The sequence below is a fragment of the Nitrobacter sp. genome (assembly GCF_051535235.1).
Taxonomy (GTDB): Bacteria; Pseudomonadota; Alphaproteobacteria; order Rhizobiales; family Xanthobacteraceae; genus Nitrobacter.
Genome location: NZ_JBPPLZ010000001.1, coordinates 221,364 through 238,008 on the forward strand (window position 1 = coordinate 221,364; position 16,645 = coordinate 238,008).

22 protein-coding genes, 1 tRNA gene and 1 riboswitch are annotated in these 16,645 nt (G+C 59.6%); of the genes, 15 read left to right on the top strand and 8 right to left on the bottom strand.

The window, feature by feature from the left end; translation table 11 throughout:
- The first annotated feature begins 57 nt into the window (after positions 1-57).
- From ACS3WA_RS01120 to ACS3WA_RS01145, 6 genes are all read left to right on the top strand, one after another.
- Positions 58-414 carry a hypothetical protein gene (locus tag ACS3WA_RS01120; RefSeq protein ID WP_438276731.1) on the top strand — a complete coding sequence of 119 codons (357 nt, stop codon included), beginning with the start codon at positions 58-60 and terminating at the stop codon, positions 412-414.
- A 62-nt stretch (positions 415-476) separates the two neighbouring features.
- Entirely contained in the window at positions 477-746 is a 270-nt protein-coding gene (locus ACS3WA_RS01125) for a hypothetical protein (RefSeq protein WP_438276732.1), read from the top strand.
- A gap of 148 nt (positions 747-894) precedes the next feature.
- The gene (locus tag ACS3WA_RS01130; RefSeq protein ID WP_438276733.1) at positions 895-1,071 is read left to right on the top strand and encodes a hypothetical protein; all 177 of its coding nucleotides are present in this window, start codon (positions 895-897) and stop codon (positions 1,069-1,071) included.
- 353 nt (positions 1,072-1,424) lie between these two features.
- A complete protein-coding gene (locus ACS3WA_RS01135; protein ID WP_438276734.1) occupies positions 1,425-1,619 on the top strand; it encodes a hypothetical protein in 195 nt (64 codons plus the stop codon).
- A 380-nt stretch (positions 1,620-1,999) separates the two neighbouring features.
- A complete protein-coding gene (locus tag ACS3WA_RS01140; RefSeq protein ID WP_438276735.1) occupies positions 2,000-2,356 on the top strand; it encodes a hypothetical protein in 357 nt (118 codons plus the stop codon).
- Between the two features lie 275 nt (positions 2,357-2,631).
- Positions 2,632-2,847, top strand: a complete 216-nt coding sequence (locus tag ACS3WA_RS01145; protein ID WP_438276736.1) for a hypothetical protein — start codon at positions 2,632-2,634, stop codon at positions 2,845-2,847.
- A gap of 242 nt (positions 2,848-3,089) precedes the next feature.
- Here the strand turns inward: ACS3WA_RS01145 and ACS3WA_RS01150 are convergent, their stop codons facing one another.
- From ACS3WA_RS01150 to ACS3WA_RS01165, 4 genes are all read right to left on the bottom strand, one after another.
- Entirely contained in the window at positions 3,090-3,497 is a 408-nt protein-coding gene (locus ACS3WA_RS01150) for a hypothetical protein (RefSeq protein ID WP_438276737.1), read from the bottom strand.
- A gap of 693 nt (positions 3,498-4,190) precedes the next feature.
- Entirely contained in the window at positions 4,191-5,141 is a 951-nt protein-coding gene (locus ACS3WA_RS01155) for an MFS transporter (protein WP_438276976.1), read from the bottom strand.
- Complete coding sequence (locus tag ACS3WA_RS01160) at positions 5,142-5,456, bottom strand: hypothetical protein (RefSeq protein WP_438276738.1); 315 nt, start codon at positions 5,454-5,456, stop codon at positions 5,142-5,144.
- A 28-nt stretch (positions 5,457-5,484) separates the two neighbouring features.
- On the bottom strand, positions 5,485-5,694 hold the full coding sequence (locus ACS3WA_RS01165; RefSeq protein ID WP_438276739.1) for a hypothetical protein: 210 nt from the start codon (positions 5,692-5,694) through the stop codon (positions 5,485-5,487).
- Positions 5,695-5,874: 180 nt separating this feature from the next.
- Here ACS3WA_RS01165 and ACS3WA_RS01170 point away from each other — a divergent pair, with 180 nt between their 5' ends.
- From ACS3WA_RS01170 to ACS3WA_RS01185, 4 genes are all read left to right on the top strand, one after another.
- On the top strand, positions 5,875-6,597 hold the full coding sequence (locus ACS3WA_RS01170) for a Crp/Fnr family transcriptional regulator (RefSeq protein WP_438276740.1): 723 nt from the start codon (positions 5,875-5,877) through the stop codon (positions 6,595-6,597).
- 209 nt (positions 6,598-6,806) lie between these two features.
- Positions 6,807-7,010, top strand: a complete 204-nt coding sequence (locus tag ACS3WA_RS01175; RefSeq protein ID WP_438276741.1) for a hypothetical protein — start codon at positions 6,807-6,809, stop codon at positions 7,008-7,010.
- Positions 7,007-7,177, top strand: coding sequence for a hypothetical protein (locus ACS3WA_RS01180; RefSeq protein WP_438276742.1), 171 nt, complete (start codon positions 7,007-7,009; stop codon positions 7,175-7,177). Before ACS3WA_RS01175 ends, ACS3WA_RS01180 begins: the two co-directional genes overlap by 4 nt.
- A gap of 512 nt (positions 7,178-7,689) precedes the next feature.
- Positions 7,690-7,830: a hypothetical protein gene (locus ACS3WA_RS01185; RefSeq protein WP_438276743.1), complete on the top strand. Its 141-nt coding sequence runs from the start codon at positions 7,690-7,692 to the stop codon at positions 7,828-7,830.
- Positions 7,831-7,971: 141 nt separating this feature from the next.
- Here the strand turns inward: ACS3WA_RS01185 and ACS3WA_RS01190 are convergent, their stop codons facing one another.
- On the bottom strand, positions 7,972-8,337 hold the full coding sequence (locus tag ACS3WA_RS01190; RefSeq protein WP_438276744.1) for a hypothetical protein: 366 nt from the start codon (positions 8,335-8,337) through the stop codon (positions 7,972-7,974).
- A gap of 292 nt (positions 8,338-8,629) precedes the next feature.
- On the opposite strand from ACS3WA_RS01190, the gene ACS3WA_RS01195 reads away from it, so the two are divergent.
- From ACS3WA_RS01195 to ACS3WA_RS01210, 4 genes are all read left to right on the top strand, one after another.
- A complete protein-coding gene (locus ACS3WA_RS01195; protein ID WP_438276745.1) occupies positions 8,630-8,905 on the top strand; it encodes a hypothetical protein in 276 nt (91 codons plus the stop codon).
- 72 nt (positions 8,906-8,977) lie between these two features.
- Positions 8,978-9,178: riboswitch (cobalamin riboswitch) on the top strand.
- 209 nt (positions 9,179-9,387) lie between these two features.
- Complete coding sequence (locus ACS3WA_RS01200; protein WP_438276746.1) at positions 9,388-10,413, top strand: FecCD family ABC transporter permease; 1,026 nt, start codon at positions 9,388-9,390, stop codon at positions 10,411-10,413.
- Positions 10,410-11,192 (top strand): ABC transporter ATP-binding protein, encoded by a 783-nt coding sequence (locus ACS3WA_RS01205; RefSeq protein ID WP_438276747.1) that lies wholly within the window; start codon positions 10,410-10,412, stop codon positions 11,190-11,192. Before ACS3WA_RS01200 ends, ACS3WA_RS01205 begins: the two co-directional genes overlap by 4 nt.
- Complete coding sequence (locus ACS3WA_RS01210; RefSeq protein ID WP_438276748.1) at positions 11,177-12,091, top strand: ABC transporter substrate-binding protein; 915 nt, start codon at positions 11,177-11,179, stop codon at positions 12,089-12,091. Before ACS3WA_RS01205 ends, ACS3WA_RS01210 begins: the two co-directional genes overlap by 16 nt.
- A gap of 105 nt (positions 12,092-12,196) precedes the next feature.
- Here the strand turns inward: ACS3WA_RS01210 and ACS3WA_RS01215 are convergent, their stop codons facing one another.
- The 3 genes from ACS3WA_RS01215 to ACS3WA_RS01225 form a co-directional block, all read right to left on the bottom strand.
- Positions 12,197-13,546 (bottom strand): amidohydrolase family protein, encoded by a 1,350-nt coding sequence (locus tag ACS3WA_RS01215; RefSeq protein WP_438276749.1) that lies wholly within the window; start codon positions 13,544-13,546, stop codon positions 12,197-12,199.
- Positions 13,547-14,032: 486 nt separating this feature from the next.
- Positions 14,033-14,109 (bottom strand) — tRNA-Arg (locus ACS3WA_RS01220).
- A 431-nt stretch (positions 14,110-14,540) separates the two neighbouring features.
- Positions 14,541-14,855, bottom strand: a complete 315-nt coding sequence (locus tag ACS3WA_RS01225) for a hypothetical protein (RefSeq protein WP_438276750.1) — start codon at positions 14,853-14,855, stop codon at positions 14,541-14,543.
- A gap of 348 nt (positions 14,856-15,203) precedes the next feature.
- Here ACS3WA_RS01225 and rpsT point away from each other — a divergent pair, with 348 nt between their 5' ends.
- Entirely contained in the window at positions 15,204-15,470 is a 267-nt protein-coding gene (gene rpsT, locus ACS3WA_RS01230; RefSeq protein WP_438276751.1) for a 30S ribosomal protein S20, read from the top strand.
- Positions 15,471-16,645: the final 1,175 nt, after the last annotated feature.

Sequence of the window (16,645 nt, forward strand, 5' to 3'; positions counted from 1 at the left end):
TTCGACATTTTTCGACGATACATCTTATGCGCATCTCGAGTTGAACCGGAGCAGATCATGCGCACGTTTACATTATCAGCAGTCCTCGCCGTGCTTTTAGCCGGATCGCCTTTGGCGGCCGCACAAACCTCACCTGCGCCTTCACAGTCCCAGACCAAGTCCGACGAAGGCGTCGCAATTCGAAGTATCCAGGTTATCGACGTGGAAGAGTTGAAAGCGGACGTACGCTCACAGGTCGATGCCCTCGTTTCGCATACCAAGCAGGAGGAAATCAAATCCCTGCGGGCCTCGCTTGAGGCGATTCCGGAGGCCGTGTCCGCGCTCAAGGCAAAAGGCCGCAACTCGGCACAGGTTGTCGCCATCAATATCGACAAGGAAGGCGTCCTGACCATGTTTACCAAGAGGACAACCTGATCAAACGCCATCGTTTATAAAGCACGGCAAGGGAAAGCCTTCGAACCGGCACAGGAGCCGCCATGAAACTCAATGCAAAGCAGGTGCAACAGACCCTGAACCAGATGGACGCACAGGTTCTTCCTGACGACCATCCGGCCGCCCGGAAATTGTGCGAGCTATTCGGCGATCACACCTTCTTCGTTGACGAGAGCGGCCTGAAGGTTTTGGAATCGACTGAGCCAGTGGCGGCGGCGGAAGCCCGGATGGGCTCGGTGGTCAGTCTCGCCAACTGGAACGATGGAAAATTCAGCAGCCTGAAGCCGCACGACCCGGCGCTGACGGCGCGGTGATCGTCTTGGAACAGACGAAACAGTGATACGACGGCCGTCACGTTCTGCCGCGGCGCGCCCCCGTCAATCACGCCGCGAGACAAGCAGACGTTGCTCATCGGACCAGCTGTGGTAAACCGCGCTCCCAACAATCAAGAGGAGTGCTGACTTGTCCAGGAAGACAAAGATCATCCGCCGCGAGTGGACCAGGGACGACGTGAAGACGCTCAAGTTACTTGCGAAACAAAAGGCCGGTGTTGCGAAGATTGCAAAAAAGCTGAAGCGCACCCCGGGTGCAACGGCGGCGAAGGCTCATATACTCGGGGTATCGCTGAGCACGCAGTAACAAAATGGTCCCTGCTTCATTAGAACCGGGACCATTTCGCATGCCGGTTATTTTCGGGAACGACGGATAGCTGCCCGAACGAGCTTCTGAGGCGGCGAGGGAATCAGCAGCCCCAGCGCTGATTCCAGCAGTCGGCGAACTTTGCGCATCATTGGATGTTCCTTTCAAATAGGCCTCAAACAATTCCGTATATAAACGCGGGATGATGAGATTCCGTTCCGCGCCGGAACGGAACCAAAGCGCAGGACGGATGTTGTGCAACGGCGTTCTGCGAAAAGATTGCGTTCGCGGAGCACGTCCACCGCTGTTCAATCAAAGGGGAGAAAGGCACTCGAAAGAGTGAAGGGCACTCCATGAGTTTCGACAAACTCCGAAAGACGACGTTAACTGACCGGCTGAGCGAGTTCGCCCGAAACGCACGTGATGAAGCTGAAACGTTGGATCCGGGACCTGAACGTCAGGCGCTATTAGAGAAGGCGCGCAAAGCCGAAGCTGCGAGCGAGATCGAAGCATGGGCTAAATCTTCTACCTTGCAGAGATCCAGATAGATGCCACCTGCCATCATCCGCGGATGCGCGTCGTGGCATGCTTTTGCGGGAAACGGCCTGTATGACTGAAGGGACCTACAAAACACCGCCAGGCCGGTCGGGGCTTGGCGGTGCTCTCACCACCCGTGGTACGTTCTGGGGCAGAATCTGATTGGTTCTTATTTTGATGTTCTCGTCTTTTGATGTTCTCGTCGCCGCCATTCTCCACTTTATTTATTTTTGTCCAGCTCTTTTCTCTTCTCGTTGGTCAACTCTTCCATCGTCTTGTCGGTCTTCTTCTTTGCATCCTGATCGAGCGATCCGCCCGAAATATTGTTGACCCCGGTTGCGTCGAAGGTTTTAATTCGGAAACCGGTTGTGAGCGGCCGCGTTAGAAGCAGATGAGCGATGATAATCTCCGAGCGTACAGTGAACGGGCCCTGGTCATCGTGATCATGGGAACCATCTCGCTGGTCGCGTTCCTGAGCTTTTTAGGATCATCCGCCTCCGAGGTCGGTGGAGCGGCATTCTCGTCAGAACGCCTTCGCAGCCCGCCGGTGGTCACCGACTGGCAGGGGCGACAAAGGAAGACTTTGATGATCTCCGATCAGAGCCGGAAAAATCCGGATCAGCAGAACCAGGCGTCAGGGCAGCAGGCCGACAGGGAAGGCGAAATCAGGAAGGCTGCAGGGAAAGACATGATCGATCCGAACGATCATCAGTATCGACGAAACACAGAGTACAGCGGCGGCAGCTAGAAGGGCATCCAGGCAGCGATCGAAGCGCGACAGAACCCTATGTCCAAGTCGCGCTCAAGAGCGAGCTTCCACCGGGGCTGTTCAAACTCTGGCGCCTCGCTCTCGATCGCAAAAGGGGCCCGCCTGCCCAGCCCCCTGCTCCGCCACCCAACCCCCGACGTTTCCGTGCAGGCGCATCCGATCATTGCCGGATCCAAATAATTTTATGCATCTGTGAAAATTGGTCTCAGCACTTTTTAGCTATTGGTCAGGCGTCGGCTGGAGATGGTTTTACAATGCCCGCGGTGCTCGAAGACCACGGATTACCCCTTGTTCAATTGAAGGAGCGGCGTCGCGACTTAATAATCGCGCTGATGGGACAGCACGGTCCCATATCGGAGCAACAGATTGCGGAAATCGCTTCGATCCAAAGCGCAATCGTCGCCTTTGAGGCGGTTCTCGATGACCTGGACGCCGAGGCGGAAGTCGCATTACGAGACCGCGCGGCATAGTTCTTTCGCTTCCGGTAGCGGAGGCATCCGGTCTTTACCGGTCCTTCACCACGGGAATCTGAATTTCCGCCTGAGAATCGATATTATGGCGCAAAGCCCCTGCCGTGGCCGGGTGAAGAGCGCGCGTGCGAACCCCCTCTTGATGCGACGGGCCACCCGGGGTCGCGAGACATTCCGGGTGACCGCGTCGATCAGAGTTACCAGGCAGAGTTTGCGTCCTCGTGAGGAGCGCTCGGAAGGTCCTAGCCGCACGAACAGCCGCGATCCTCTTTGAGCTTCTCGGCAACTTCAGTCGGCGCGATCGAGCCGGCTGCCACCTTCGATACAGGCTCGGCGGTCGTACCGTTGTTGAACGGGCAAGAACCAATCGAGCCGATCATCGAATCGGAGAAATACGTCAGCGTCTGGTAGGTAATCCATGGACCATTGCCCGTACCGAATGGCGACCAGGTCCAGTACGACCATCCGAAGAGCGTGCCGTTGCAGCATCCCTCATAACTGCGACGGAAGGGCGACCAACTGAACCTGGTGCGCCAGGGGAGAAAGTCGTACCGGTATTTGACCTCCGTTTTCGTCTTCCTGCAGGGATAGGGGATGAAACCCCACTTCCAGCATACGCCCCAGTATCTAACCGTAATCGTCTCTCGCATTCCACAAGTCATGGTGATTTCTCCTCCATTGGGATGGGACCTCTTGGTCTCCCATGACCTGCATGATGACGCCTTCCATTCGCGGGCACCGTGAGGTGAGTCACATAGGCACCAGAAACACCGGAGCCGAATTGGCTCAATGCGTTGCACCGCGCCGCAACGCCAAAGGGTTGAGCTTCGACAACATCGCTCGGATTCAGCATCGCGCTTTGTGCATGCGCGGCACCGGCCGTTCTCGCTGCCCGAGATAAGCGCTAGAGATAGCTAGGCGGTTTGAGCACACGACATCGTCGCAGCGCTTATCGACAAGCTATGGAGCGTGTTTGCGCGAAAGAGCGGGAAAGGTTGCTGCGATTGCGCTACTGCGGCTGGGCGTCCAACTGGTGCCTGAGCGCATCGATCAATCGTTGATCGTCTGTGCGGACCCTGAGGTATCCATTCCATGTGATGGGACCAATTTTTGTTGGGCCCGTCGCGTAGTGCTCTTTGAGCGTCCTAAATTGCTCTCGATGCCGAGGCGGAATGAGAAGTTCCATCGCAAGGCTCCCTCTCGGTCAGTTATCGGATAACGAATCGATAGTCCTCATGCGAGAGCGGTTTTCTGGCCAGAGTATGTCAATGAGGTCCATTCGGAGATTTTGAAGAGACATCGATGCTCTCGGGGATTCCTCAAGGTCGCAGGGGTATGGCCCCTCAGGTCCCTGCCGTGCCGGCCGCGGCAAGCGCAGGCGTGGCACGTCCCGGCCTGCCGGCGCAGGCGGGCTTGAGCAGCGATGAGAAGATCACCCAAAGCCCGACCGAGACGGTGGCGAAGGCGCCAAGAATCAGGAACATCGGTCCATAGCCGAGCTCCTGGGCGATCCAGCCGCCGATCGCGGGGCTGATTGATGCACCCACGCCTTGAACGGTCATGACAGCGCCCTGGCCGGCATTGACCCGTCCGGTGCCGTCGAGAATCCTCGCGACGAGACCAGGTACGGCTACGCTCTGCAGGCCGGCCCCGACGCCGTCGAGGATCTGGACCGGATAGACGCCCCACTTGTTGAGCAACCACGCGGCGATGACGCCTCTTATCGGCAGGGCAATGAACGACATCAACAGGACCAGCCAGTAGCCTTCCTTCTCCGCCATTCGCATTGCGACCAGCGAGGTCAGGATCATCGTGCCCTGCGCGATCACGATCGTCATGGCGACGAAGCTTGCCGGATCGGTATGCTTGTCGGCGACCACGGCCAGCCCATAGAGCGGGAGCATAGCCGCGTTCCCGAGATGGAAGAAAAGCAGGGCCGCTGCGAGGATCAGCAGCGGCTTCGTCTCGACCAGCACCCGAAATCCGCTGGCGTGGCCATCATCTCCACCCTCATGCTCGAGCCCACGAGCGGCGTCATCGTCGATGGAGTCGCTCGGGATCATGAGCACAGAAACGATGGAGAGGACGCCGAAAGCCGCGGCCAGCCAGAACACGGCCGTGAAGCCGTAAAGCCAGCCGAGCAATCCGGAGAGACCGGCACCCACCATGTTGCCGGCATGATTGAAAGCCTGGTTGCGGCCGTTCTGACGATTGAAGCCGGCCTGGCGAACAATGCCAAGCGTAATGCCGGCTACCGCCGGTCCGATCGCGGCGCCCGCGATTGCGGTCGCAATCTATGACGCGGCCACCAGCCAGAACTCCTGCGACAGCAGCACGATGCCTGACGCGAGAACCGTGCAAATGCCGGGAATGATGACGAACAGTTTCTTGCTGCGTGTGGCGTCGATCAGGGCGCCCGCCGGCGTTGTCATGAGCATGCCGGCGACGCCGCCGGCTGTCATGACCGTTCCAATCAAGCCGCTCTGCCACCCGTGACCGAGCAGGAATACGCCGAGAAAAGGACCGATTCCGGCCTGCATGTCGGCCATGAAGAAATTCAGCGCCAGAAGCGGCCTGAGTGCTGTCTGCCCGGATCTGGCGGGAGTCATCCGATTTCTCCCCATCGGCAGTTGGAGATCAGAGTGGTGTCGGCCCCGTCGATGTCGTGCCCAATGCGGCCAGGACTTCATCTGCAGGCATGCCTAACATGCCCGACCGGTTGATGACGAGCGACATCAGAATATTGGTGATGACCGTGACTTCCGCAAATGCCCTGCGCCGGCCGTTTGCGACAAACGATGGACCGGCGCGAACGACCCAGGGACGATCATCCGCGAGCGGGGTCATCGGACTACTGACTTCTTCGGAGGCGGCGTCCTGCGATGTAATGATTCTCGCCACACTAGAGTCATGTACACAACTGCACAGAACCTCATCCCTGCTTCATGCGTTAAGGGCCTATCCTCGCAGGCAAAACATTGGTGACGAGAACGCCCATTGCGCTCCCGCCCATTTCAGGAAAGCGCTATGGCGAATAGTCATTTCAACAATGATTTATTGGCAAGGCTCGACGAGCCCACATTCGCTGCGATCGAACCCCATCTGCGAATCATGCAGTTGGAGACCGGCCACGTCCTCGCCGAGGCAGCCGCGCACATTGAAAACGTTTATTTTCCCCATGGCGGGATTATTTCCTGCGTTGTCGAACTGATCGGCGGAGGAGCGATTGAGTCCGGCATGATCGGTAAAGATGGCCAATTCGGCGCCGGAGCCGCGCTCGATCACAAGGTTTCCCTCAATTTCGTTATCATGCAAATCGCAGCGCATGCCTCCGTCATCGACTCGGACAAACTGCGTCATGCGGCACAGGAAGTTCCGAAGCTTCGCGACATGATGATGCGATACGAGCAGTTCTTTTTAGCGCAGGTCCAGCAAACGGCGGCGTGTAATGCGGCTCACTCGGTCAGCAATCGCGCCTGCAAATGGCTGCTGCGAATGCAACGTCTCGTTGGCGACGATCTGAACTTAACGCAGGAGTTCCTCGCCCAGATGATGGGAGTGCAGCGCGGCGGCGTCAATGCGATCGCCCAGGATCTGCAAAAACTCGAAATGATCACGTATTCGAGAGGTCATATCCACATCTTGGACCTTCCCCGAATCCGGCAACGCGCCTGCGAGTGTGATGCCGCGATCAATGCGCATTACGCGGAAATCTTTGAATCAAAACCGACGCGACCTTCGGCGGTTTGATCGAGGCGTCTGTCCCGGCATCAGAGTCTACTACCAGACAGACGCGCGCTTTTCGCGCGAGTATCACGATTCCATGGACCGGGTCGAACGCGCTTTTACCATCGTCGCGATAACAGGATTCATCCTGTTGACGGGGGCTCTGACCGGCCTGTGCAGCCTTCCCCCACTACCTGGCGTCTCTTCGCTCTCCTCAACCTCGGAAACCCCAAATGGCCAAGCCGCGCCGCCGATACAAGCAGCTCACCACCCTTCCCGATAGACTGGCCTTTTGGGCCAGCAAGGTCCGCGAGCAGGCGGACAAACTCAATCCGGGTCCGGAAAAGGACGCGCTGCTCAAGAAAGTCACGCAGGCCGAGGAGGCCTCCCAGTTTGATAACTGGGTCAATTCATCCCAGCTTCGAAAACCCAAGTGACCATAACCGCCGACGATATTGCGAGGTATCGCGCGCGAGCCGAAACCTGCCGCCAAGAGGCAGAGAGTGCCCGGGACGATGCCGATAAGCAGGCCTGGTTGGAAATGGCGCGCGACTGGATGAAACTTGCAGACAACGGCGAACGGCGCGCGTTGGAACAGTCCTGATCCTTGAAGCCGGACGTATGCGCTGGCGTCAGCCAACCGGTGGGGCTGCGGACCGGACGAATTCATGTGCGTCACACGCGAAGAACTGGCAGGGGACAGCCGCAAAATTCCTCCGCTCGTGACTGATCACGCGGTCGAGAAGGGGACCTGACCAGCGAGCAGGTTGCGTCCTTCACCCGGGACGGTCGGCGACGTCCCGACCCACGCCAGCGGAGTTTATAGCGTTTTCAAGCCGAGCATGTCCCAGGCCTTGACCTGGGGATGGGCTCCGGTTCGCGTGAAGAAAACGCGTCAAATCAAAATCATAGAGCCCCGCTTCTGATTGCGTCAGAAGCGGAAAGGACTCCGGGGCGGGCTCGAGGACCCCGCCGCTCGGGAATGTCCTATGGAACCCGTTCTTCGCACGCGCATTATCTGGGTGGAACGGGATTGCTCCCTGCAATCCCCGAACCCAACTCAGCCCGCTGCGCGGCTTAGCCCGGCGGGCCTTTTCAATGAGAGGAGACTTTCATATGGATGAGATGGACAAACCGGATCGAATGCCGCAGGGACCGACTAACAATCTATTCCTTGCCGCAGGCAGCTTTGGTCTTCTGGCGTTTCTCATTGGATTCGGAATTCTGGCGGCAATCGGTCTCGGACTTTTATACTGATGCTTTTATATTGATGCTTCCGCGTCCCGAAGGGTTCGCAATTCCAGAATCCGCTCCCCGCTCGTGCGGGGCGGTCTTTTAAGGATTGTCGACCAGACGGTCCCGTCTTTTGCAAGACGGGACCGTTTTTTTAGGCCGTTTTCAGTTCAAACGATTGGGAAACGGAATCTCGCCGTCGACCGAGAAGTGCTGGAATTCGTCTTTCAACGACGGATCGCCAAACCGCTCCTGCAATGCAAATGCGGCCTCTCTGCTCGGGCACGGCATCACCTCGCCCTTCACGTTGAGCGGATCCGACGGCGCTTCGCGCTTGATGGGCATCATGGCAAAGCCGCATTTTGCCTGGGCATCGGGCCACAAGGCAAACACGATACTGCAACGCGCAAAACTTTCGCGAAGAAACGAATCGTCTTTTTGCGTCAATCGACTAAAAGCCTCAGCGCCGTGTTCCAGGGCCCGGCGCAGCGAGCTGATCACGAAGCCATTGAATTCATCATCTTCGATCATTGATCTTCCTCTAGCCGCGATAAATGAAATTTGGTTTGCTGCCCTGCACGGCGAGCACCTTTCCGATAACATATCCCGAGGATCGATCAATAACGTCCTGCATAGCCGTTGTTTCAAAGATTCCTTTCAAATATCGCGCCGTTCGGATGGAATATGTCCAGGTGCCGGCGTTTGAACATCCTTTCCGGTCCCCTGGGCCCGCCCGTAGCCAACGATTCCGGGACGGCGGGGGGCAGGATATGGTGCAGCAATAACGAACCGCCATGCCGGCCGGCTGCTGAATGGAGCGCCTATGATCAAGGTTCAGCGCGTCGGCGAGAGCGAGTTCGAGGCCGTGATCCGCGAGGGAAACGGCGAGAGCCGCCACCGCGTCACGATGTCTGACGCCAAGGCCAAGCAGCTGACAGCCGGCAAGCACACGCCCGAGCGCTGCGTCGAGGCCGCTTTCCACTTCCTGCTCGACCGGGAGCCCAAGGAGTCGATCCTGGCGCGCTTCGATATTTCCGTGATTTCACGCTACTTCCCTGAATTCGAGCAGGAGCTGCCGCGTTACCTCGCGCGGCTCTGACGGGATTGCAGCTCGCTGATTTCGCGCCAATGCAGGAATGCGTTCGCGGCTTGCACGGCTGGTTCCGCTGTGCTTGTTTGCGGCGTCATCGGTGCCTCCCGAGGGAGGTGAAACGGGAACGCGGTGCGGGGATATGGCCCCAACGCCGCGGCTGCCCCCGCAACTGTAAGCGGCCATCCGCGTCCATTCCGCTGCTGAACATGCCGCGCATGTGAGGAGCGGATTCGGACAACGGCCGCAAGCCAGGAGACCGGCCGGTAACGCCTTCCGGAGCATGATCCCGAAAAGTGGCAACCGGTTTTCGGCTAAGATCATGCTCGATCAAAGGAAAAGGCGAGATTCTGTTTCAACGCTGTTGAACCAGACTCTGGCGCGTTCGACGGTGGGTCGGCGGAAAGGGTCGTCATGGTCTCCCGAATTTTGGGTTTCCCGAACTGTGCCACCGGACCCGGTCCGATGATTTGCCGCGTTTCCAACGCCACATGGTAACGCACGATATCGCGGCCCGCCGGCGAGCGGTCGTGACGGTCGCATTGTGTGCGGGCGTCGCGGTGCTGACGCTGATGTCATTGGGTGTTGGTCCCGTGAAATTGTCGCCGGTCGCCGTTCTCGAGGCCCTGTTCGGCGGCGGCAGCGAGGTCCAGCGGATCATCGTGCAGGACATCCGGTTGCCGCGCGCGATTCTCGGGCTCGCGATCGGCGCCATTCTCGGTTTGTCGGGAGCGGCCCTGCAGGGCCTGCTGCGCAATCCCCTGGCATCGCCCTCGCTGTTCGGCGCGCCGCAGGCGGCGGCATTCGGCGCGGTGCTGGTCATCGCCCTTGGAGGGATCGACGTGCGGTCCTTCGCGCTCCCGGTCGCCGCCATCATCGCCGCATTCGCGTCCGTGTTCGTGCTGCTTGCGATCGCGGGACGCAATGCCAGCCTGCTGATCCTGATCCTTGCGGGGCTTGCGATCTCCTCGCTTGCGGGAGCTGCGACGTCGCTGACCATGAACCTGTCGCGCAATCCCTTCGCGGCGCTGGAGATCGCGTTCTGGCTGCTGGGCTCGCTGGAAGACCGCAGCTTTCGCCATGTAACGCTGGCACTGCCGTTCATCGTCGCGGGAGCCGCGATCCTGATGAGCCAGCGCCATGCGTTTCGCGCGCTCAGTCTCGGCGAGGAATCCGCGCAAAGCCTCGGCGTCGATGTCGGCCGGTTGCGGCTGTGGGCGATCCTCGGCGTCGCGCTCGGCGTCGGCGGCGCGGTGGCTGTCGCGGGCGCCATCGGCTTCATCGGCCTGGTCGCGCCGCATCTGATGCGTCCCCTGATCGGTTACGACCCGGCGCGGCTGATGGTGCCGAGCGCGCTGACCGGCGCTGCGCTGCTGCTCGCGGCCGATATCGCGGTGCGCCTCATTCCATCGACATCGGACATCAAGGTGGGCGTGCTGACCGCGCTGATCGGCGTGCCGTTCTTCCTGTATCTGATCGTGCGCGAGCGTCGCGCGCTGGGCGGAGGCCTCGCATGAGCGAAGCCGCCATTCTCGTCGCGTCGTCGCTGTCGGTGAGTCTCGGAAAGCGGGTTGTCCTGCGCGACATTTCGCTGGCGCTCCCGCGCGGGTGCCTTGCCGCGCTGGTCGGGCCGAACGGCGCCGGCAAGACCACGTTGCTGCGGGCGTTGGCGGGCCTCCTGCCATCGGACGGAACGATCGAGGTCTGCGGCGATGCGCTGTCCTCGCTCGCCCTCAATGCGCGCGCGCGCCGTTTCGCCTACCTGCCGCAGGGCCACCAGATGCACTGGCCGCTGCCGGCGCGCGACATCGTGGCGCTCGGGCGCTACCCGCATGGCGCTGTCGATCCGGCGCGGTTGACCGGGACGGATGCCGCGGCGGTGATGCGGGCGATGCAGGCGACCGACGTGACCGGTTTGAGCGACCGCCCGGTAACGGAATTGTCCGGCGGCGAGCGCAGCCGGGTGGCGCTGGCGCGGGTGCTGGCCGTGGAAGCTCCAATTCTGCTGGCCGACGAGCCAACCGCGTCGCTCGATCCGCGCTATCAGATCGAGGTCATGACCAGGCTGCGGGCCGCGGCCGATAACGGAACGCTCGTCATCGTGGTGACGCACGATCTCGGGCTCGCCGCGCGGTTTGCGGATATCGCTCTCGTGCTCTCCGACGGGCGTCTGGTGTCGCAGGGGGCGCCCGCGACCGCGCTTTCGGAGACAATCATCGAGACTATTTTTCGCGTCAGGACCTATCGGGCCGACTATCAATGCGAAACTGTCATCGTGCCATGGTCGGAAGCGTGATCGCGATGCCGCCTGTCACGCGGTTGCATCGTCTTTGCGAGGCGAACCGCGTCGGCCTCACCGGACGAAGAGGCATCGGCCTTGCCGCGGCCGTCCTGACATTGACCCTTGCAGCGCAGGCGCAGGCCGCCGGTCTGCCGCGCGTCGCCTCGATCAACGTCTGCACCGATCAGTTTTTGATGACGCTTGCCGATCCCGCCCAGATCGTCGGCCTCAGCCCTTATTCGCAGGATGCCGCGCGCTCCTGGGCGGCAGCCGAGGCGCGGACATATCGGCGGCTGTCCGGCGAGGCGGAAGACGTGCTGACGCTCAAGCCGGACGTGGTCGTCGCGGGCCTCTATATGAAGCGTGCGACGCGCGAGTTGCTGAAACGGCAAGGAATGAGGGTCACCGAGTTCGATATCGCAAGATCGATCGACGACGTGAAGGAGCAGATTCGCCGGATGGGCGGTCTCGTCGGGCATCCGGATCGCGCGGAAGCCCAGGTCGCGCGTCTCGATGCCGCGATCGCCCGCGCGAGGCAAGCGGTGGCACGCAAGCCCTATCGGGTGCTGGCGCTGTCGCGACGCGGCTGGGTTTCGGGCGACGACAGCATCACCAGCGCATTGCTCTCGATCACCGGACTGTCGAATGCCGCGTCCGGCCTCAGCAGCCACTCCAGCGGATTTGCCACGCTCGAAGCCATCGTGGCTGATCAGCCGGACTTCATCCTGATATCCGACAGCCGCGACATCGCCGAGGACGAGGGCAGCGCGCTGCTGCTGCATCCGGCGCTCGAAAAGCTTTATCCGCCGTCGCGGCGCCTCGTGATTCCCGAAGATCTCACGGTATGCGGCGGGCCGATGCTGTCCGACGCACTGGACCGGCTGGTCGCGGAGCTGAAGCGTGTCGGGGGCTAAAGCGGTTTGCGTTTAACGAAAAACCGATCCGTCGTGGCCGGGGTAGCCATACACTGTCATTAAGCCATTTCGGGAAGAAGTGCTCTTTGGTCATTTTCGACGCGATCACATCCTGAAGCCCGCTTCAATCACGCCGACCTTGCCCGGATAGGGATTGCGCGGGCCGGACATCGCCAGCAACGCAGCATTCGTACTGGTCGCCATGGTGAGGATCTCGTCATTCGAGTACCAGCGCGACATCGTGGCGAGGATGGCCCCCTGATGTTTGGTCATTGTCGGGTCGGATAGAATGTCCGTGCCCCAGGCCGTCTTGAGTTTGTACTTCTTCGCCAGACCATAGGCGGTGTCGGTGCCGGCGAACATGATTTTCTGCTTTTCACGGTTTGCTGTTCCCTCCGGGTAAGGGTTGGCGAACTCGTTCTGAATAAAGGCTTGCGAGGATAACCATATCCCCTTATCGGCCATGATCCTTGCCGTCTCCTCATCCATCAACTGGCCGTGGTCGATGCAGCGCACACCACCGCGGATCGCCGTCTGGATGGCGCGCGGCGTATAGGCATGAACGGCGACATAGGTGCCCCAGTTCTCGGCACAATCGACGGCAGCGCGGAATTCGGCCTCGGTATATTGGCTGACATCGATCGGATCGTAGTTGGAGGCGACACCGCCACCCGCCGCCAATTTGATCTGGCTCGCGCCGTGCATCAACTGCTCGCGAACCCTCTTCATCACCTGGTCGGGACCATCGGCGATGGATCCGCCTCCGATGGCATCGCCATGCGAGAGCGGCCCATCCATCGGTGCAGGGACTTCATAAGGGAGACGAAAGTCGCCGTGACCCGAGGTCTGCGAGATCATCGCACCCGACGGCCAGATGCGTGGACCGGGATTGAGGCCGCTGTCGATGGCGCGTTTCAATCCGAAGGATGGTCCGGCCATGTCACGGACGCTGGTGAAGCCTCGCATCAGCGTCTTGTTTGCCTCTTCGGCCGCGACCAGATTAATATAGCCGACATCGGCAGTCAGCAGATCCAACATGGGAATCGCTGCCATGGTCGTATGCCAATGGCAATCGATCAGACCGGGCATGAGCGTGCGGCCACCGCCGTCGATCACGTTGACACCCTCGGGTGCCGAAGCCGATACCGCTTCGACACTCTTGATCTTGTTGCCCTCGACGACGATGCGCTTGCCCTCGATGAGCTTATTCGATTTCCCATCGAACAACTTGATATTGGTGAAGGCGATTGGCTTGGTCGGTTCAGCGGGAATGCCGGCAGACGCTTCCTTCGGCCAGAACGCCAATGTCGCGCCAGCGGCGGCAGCGCACGACAGGAATGATCGGCGCGAGAATTTCTGCTCGACCAAAGCATTCAGCCGGGCGAAAGCCGGACTATGACAAATGCAGCCGAAACCCGATTCCGGTATTTCGGCGACGGGCGTGCATATGAACATAGAGGCCTCCTTTCAGGCAATCGCGGCAAGCAATCGGGCTGAAACAATCATTGCATGCGTAAGCGAGATGCCTTCAGTTTTATTGACAACAAGGGACGGTGCTATCCAAATATCGCAAGTTTTGTAAACAGACGAATTTCAACGAGATATTTTTTAAGACAACGCTGTATGCGCGCAATCGCGTTTAACGGAATACGAGTGGGAATATATTGGTCGGCGGAGTCGATAGATTTTGAGTCATACGGCAATCGTCTGCGGTCGCAGTTGCCCAAGCGTAGTCATGGCAATGTTGAATTGCAGCATCCGCCTGCCCACTGACGACCAAGTCCGTCATTCTACCGGAAGCGATTTGAACTTTTGTACCGCCTCACGCCGCCGTTTCTACGCATTTTTGCCCGTTGGCTATTCCCCGCTCTTTGCCCGGACGCGGTTTCCGCGGCAATCGGCGGCTATATCGCACTGCTGACGAGGGCTATCGGTGTTCTTTGGCGCGCCCGAAGAGATTCGAACTCCTGACCCCCAGATTCGTAGTCTGGTGCTCTATCCAGCTGAGCTACGGGCGCGTTGTCGCGGAAATCGCGGGTAGGCGAACAGCGACTGCGTTCGAAGACAGGCGTCTCGAAGGCGGGCCATAGCTAACGGCTCCCCGTGAGGTTTGCAAGCGGCTGCTTCGCAAGCGGCGGGACGGGAAGTGGCGCGGGACTGCCTCGGTGGCCGGACCGCACCTGGAGCAGGATCGTCCTGTCGGGCTAATAACCGGAAAAGGGAGTTGCGCCATAAGGTCGACAGCAAGGCGCGCAGACCGGAACCCGCCAGTTCCTGATCCCAAATGGCATTAAGTGCTTCTCGCGATCCTTTCCGCGGTCCCCTTTTCTCGCAACTCAGGGGTAGGACCCCTGAACTCGCCGTGGGGCATCCTTCCGGCAGAACCGGGCTCACGTAAGCACCGCGCACGGTGGGTGCCGCGCAGACGATATTGATGGTTTACCCTCATTCAATCCCGGGAATAGCCGATCAGGGGTCGCCGCGGCCGGAACAGCAGCAGCAGCAGGATGCCGGCAATCGCCAGCACCGCAAAAGCCGGCTGGTTCAGAACCAGCTTGATGAGATCCCACAGCCAGGGCGCCGATGCCTCGATATGGGTGCGGGCCGCCTGTTGACTGGCCTGATGAATGTCGTTCCAGAATTCTCCGAGCTTGGTCAACCGCAGCGTCTGGTCGGCGATCGAGCGCGCGCCGTCATAGATCAGAAAAACGAAACCGCCCGCGAGCAGCAGCAGCCCAATCAGGCGAAAAATCCCGCGGATCATGCCGTCACCTCTTCCTTTAGCTGCCGGATCGGAAGCCGGCCCTTAACTGTCGAACGTGGGAAATTCAACCTCGGCAGCGGTCAAAAGGCTCGAAAAGCCCTCCTGCCGCGCATGCCCCAGGAGGTAGGCGTTGACGTCCGAAAACATGGCCTCTATAAGACCGCCAATGGCGGCGGGACGATCCCGCCGCCGCTGTTCGTTAGAAAGGCACCTCGCGAATCAGTTCGCTTCGAGGGTGGCATTTTCAGGAACGACCGGAAACACATTCAGGCTCACTCGTGCAATCGAATGGCCGGCGCCACAGGCCGGTCCTCGCAGTGAGACACTGCCGAAGGATACGTCGAGACCATGGCCAATACGACCTCCGCCAAGAAAGCGACGCGCAAGATCACCCGACGCACCGCCGTCAACAAGTCGCGACGGACCCTGATGCGCGGCTCGATCCGGATCGTCGAGGAAGCAATCGCGAAAGGCGACCGTGACGCCGCGATCCAGGCGATGAAGCGCGCGGAGCCGGAGTTGATGCGGGCCGGCCAGCGAAACATCATTCACAAGAACAGTGCGAGCCGCAAGGTCTCGCGACTCACGCATCGAATCGCCAAACTCGCCAAATAATCTGATCCAGAGGCCGCGCGTCAGCACGCCCCGGTCCGGTCAAAAGAGTTTCAGCAAAAGGCCCGGCGATTTGCCGGGCCTTTTTTGTGCGCTCATCGTTTTTTGCGCGCTCGTCGCAGGTATCAAGCCGGAACATGCGACGAGCGCGCAATGCGTCACGGCCACCTCGCCTGTCAAAGGACGGCACATTCACGCGATGACACACTTTTGATCGGCGTCATGGACCATGACGCGGAATATTCGGCATGAAGCCTGCATGCCAATTCAACGACGATTGAGTCTCATACCGCCTGAGACAAAACCATGCGGTTGAATTCGACTTGCTTTCCGCCGACCGACACGTCCGTCAGGCCGAATGTCAGCTTCGCGCCAACACGCCACTGTCATATCCAATGCTGCCGCGCGCATATAACCGCGAGCGCGGCGGCTGCGGGAACACAGCCTGCACGGGTTACCCGCAAAAACAGCCAGAAAAAAATGCGCGTCGCTAATCACTTATCCACATAGTGTAATGAAGCACTTCCAAAACGAGCCGGCGCATCCCCCCGTTTACGGCTTCTTAAAATATTTTGGACCGCGATGCGAATTTGTAACACTGTGGCAACGACATCGAATCCGCGCGAAGATTCAAAACGTTGCTGCCGCACCTATCGAGCGCGCACCGCATCGCTGACACGCATTCGATTTGTGCGACGCAGCCGCGACGTGAAAGCCGTTGCGAGAATTGGGGTGTCGTGTATTTCTTTGGTGGCTCGCGGCACTCACGGCTCTTCACATAGTGCGGATTAGAGAACCTTGGGTGGGCGCGCATATCGGCGGCGATATGTACGTTAGCGAAGCTTTCCATGTGATGGCGAATGGCAACTCATAGCAACATGAGAACGGATGTTCTGTGTCGAAATTTCTCAATCGCGGCGTTTACTTCCAACGCTGTCAAACAGGAGAGATACGCTCAGGCCAAGCCGCATATCCGCAGAAAGCGGACGGGTTGAACTGGTGAGTTAGAGTACGCGTAGCGGTCCCGACCTTGACGTCGGGTGTCGCAGACTAGTTTTGAAATAGATGTAAGAGGACATCTCGGCGCGGTCCATCGCAGCGAGGAGGGGGTTTTATGTCAAACAAAAACAACACCACCGATTTTCATTCATTCTATTATTTCACTGATATTCTCACGA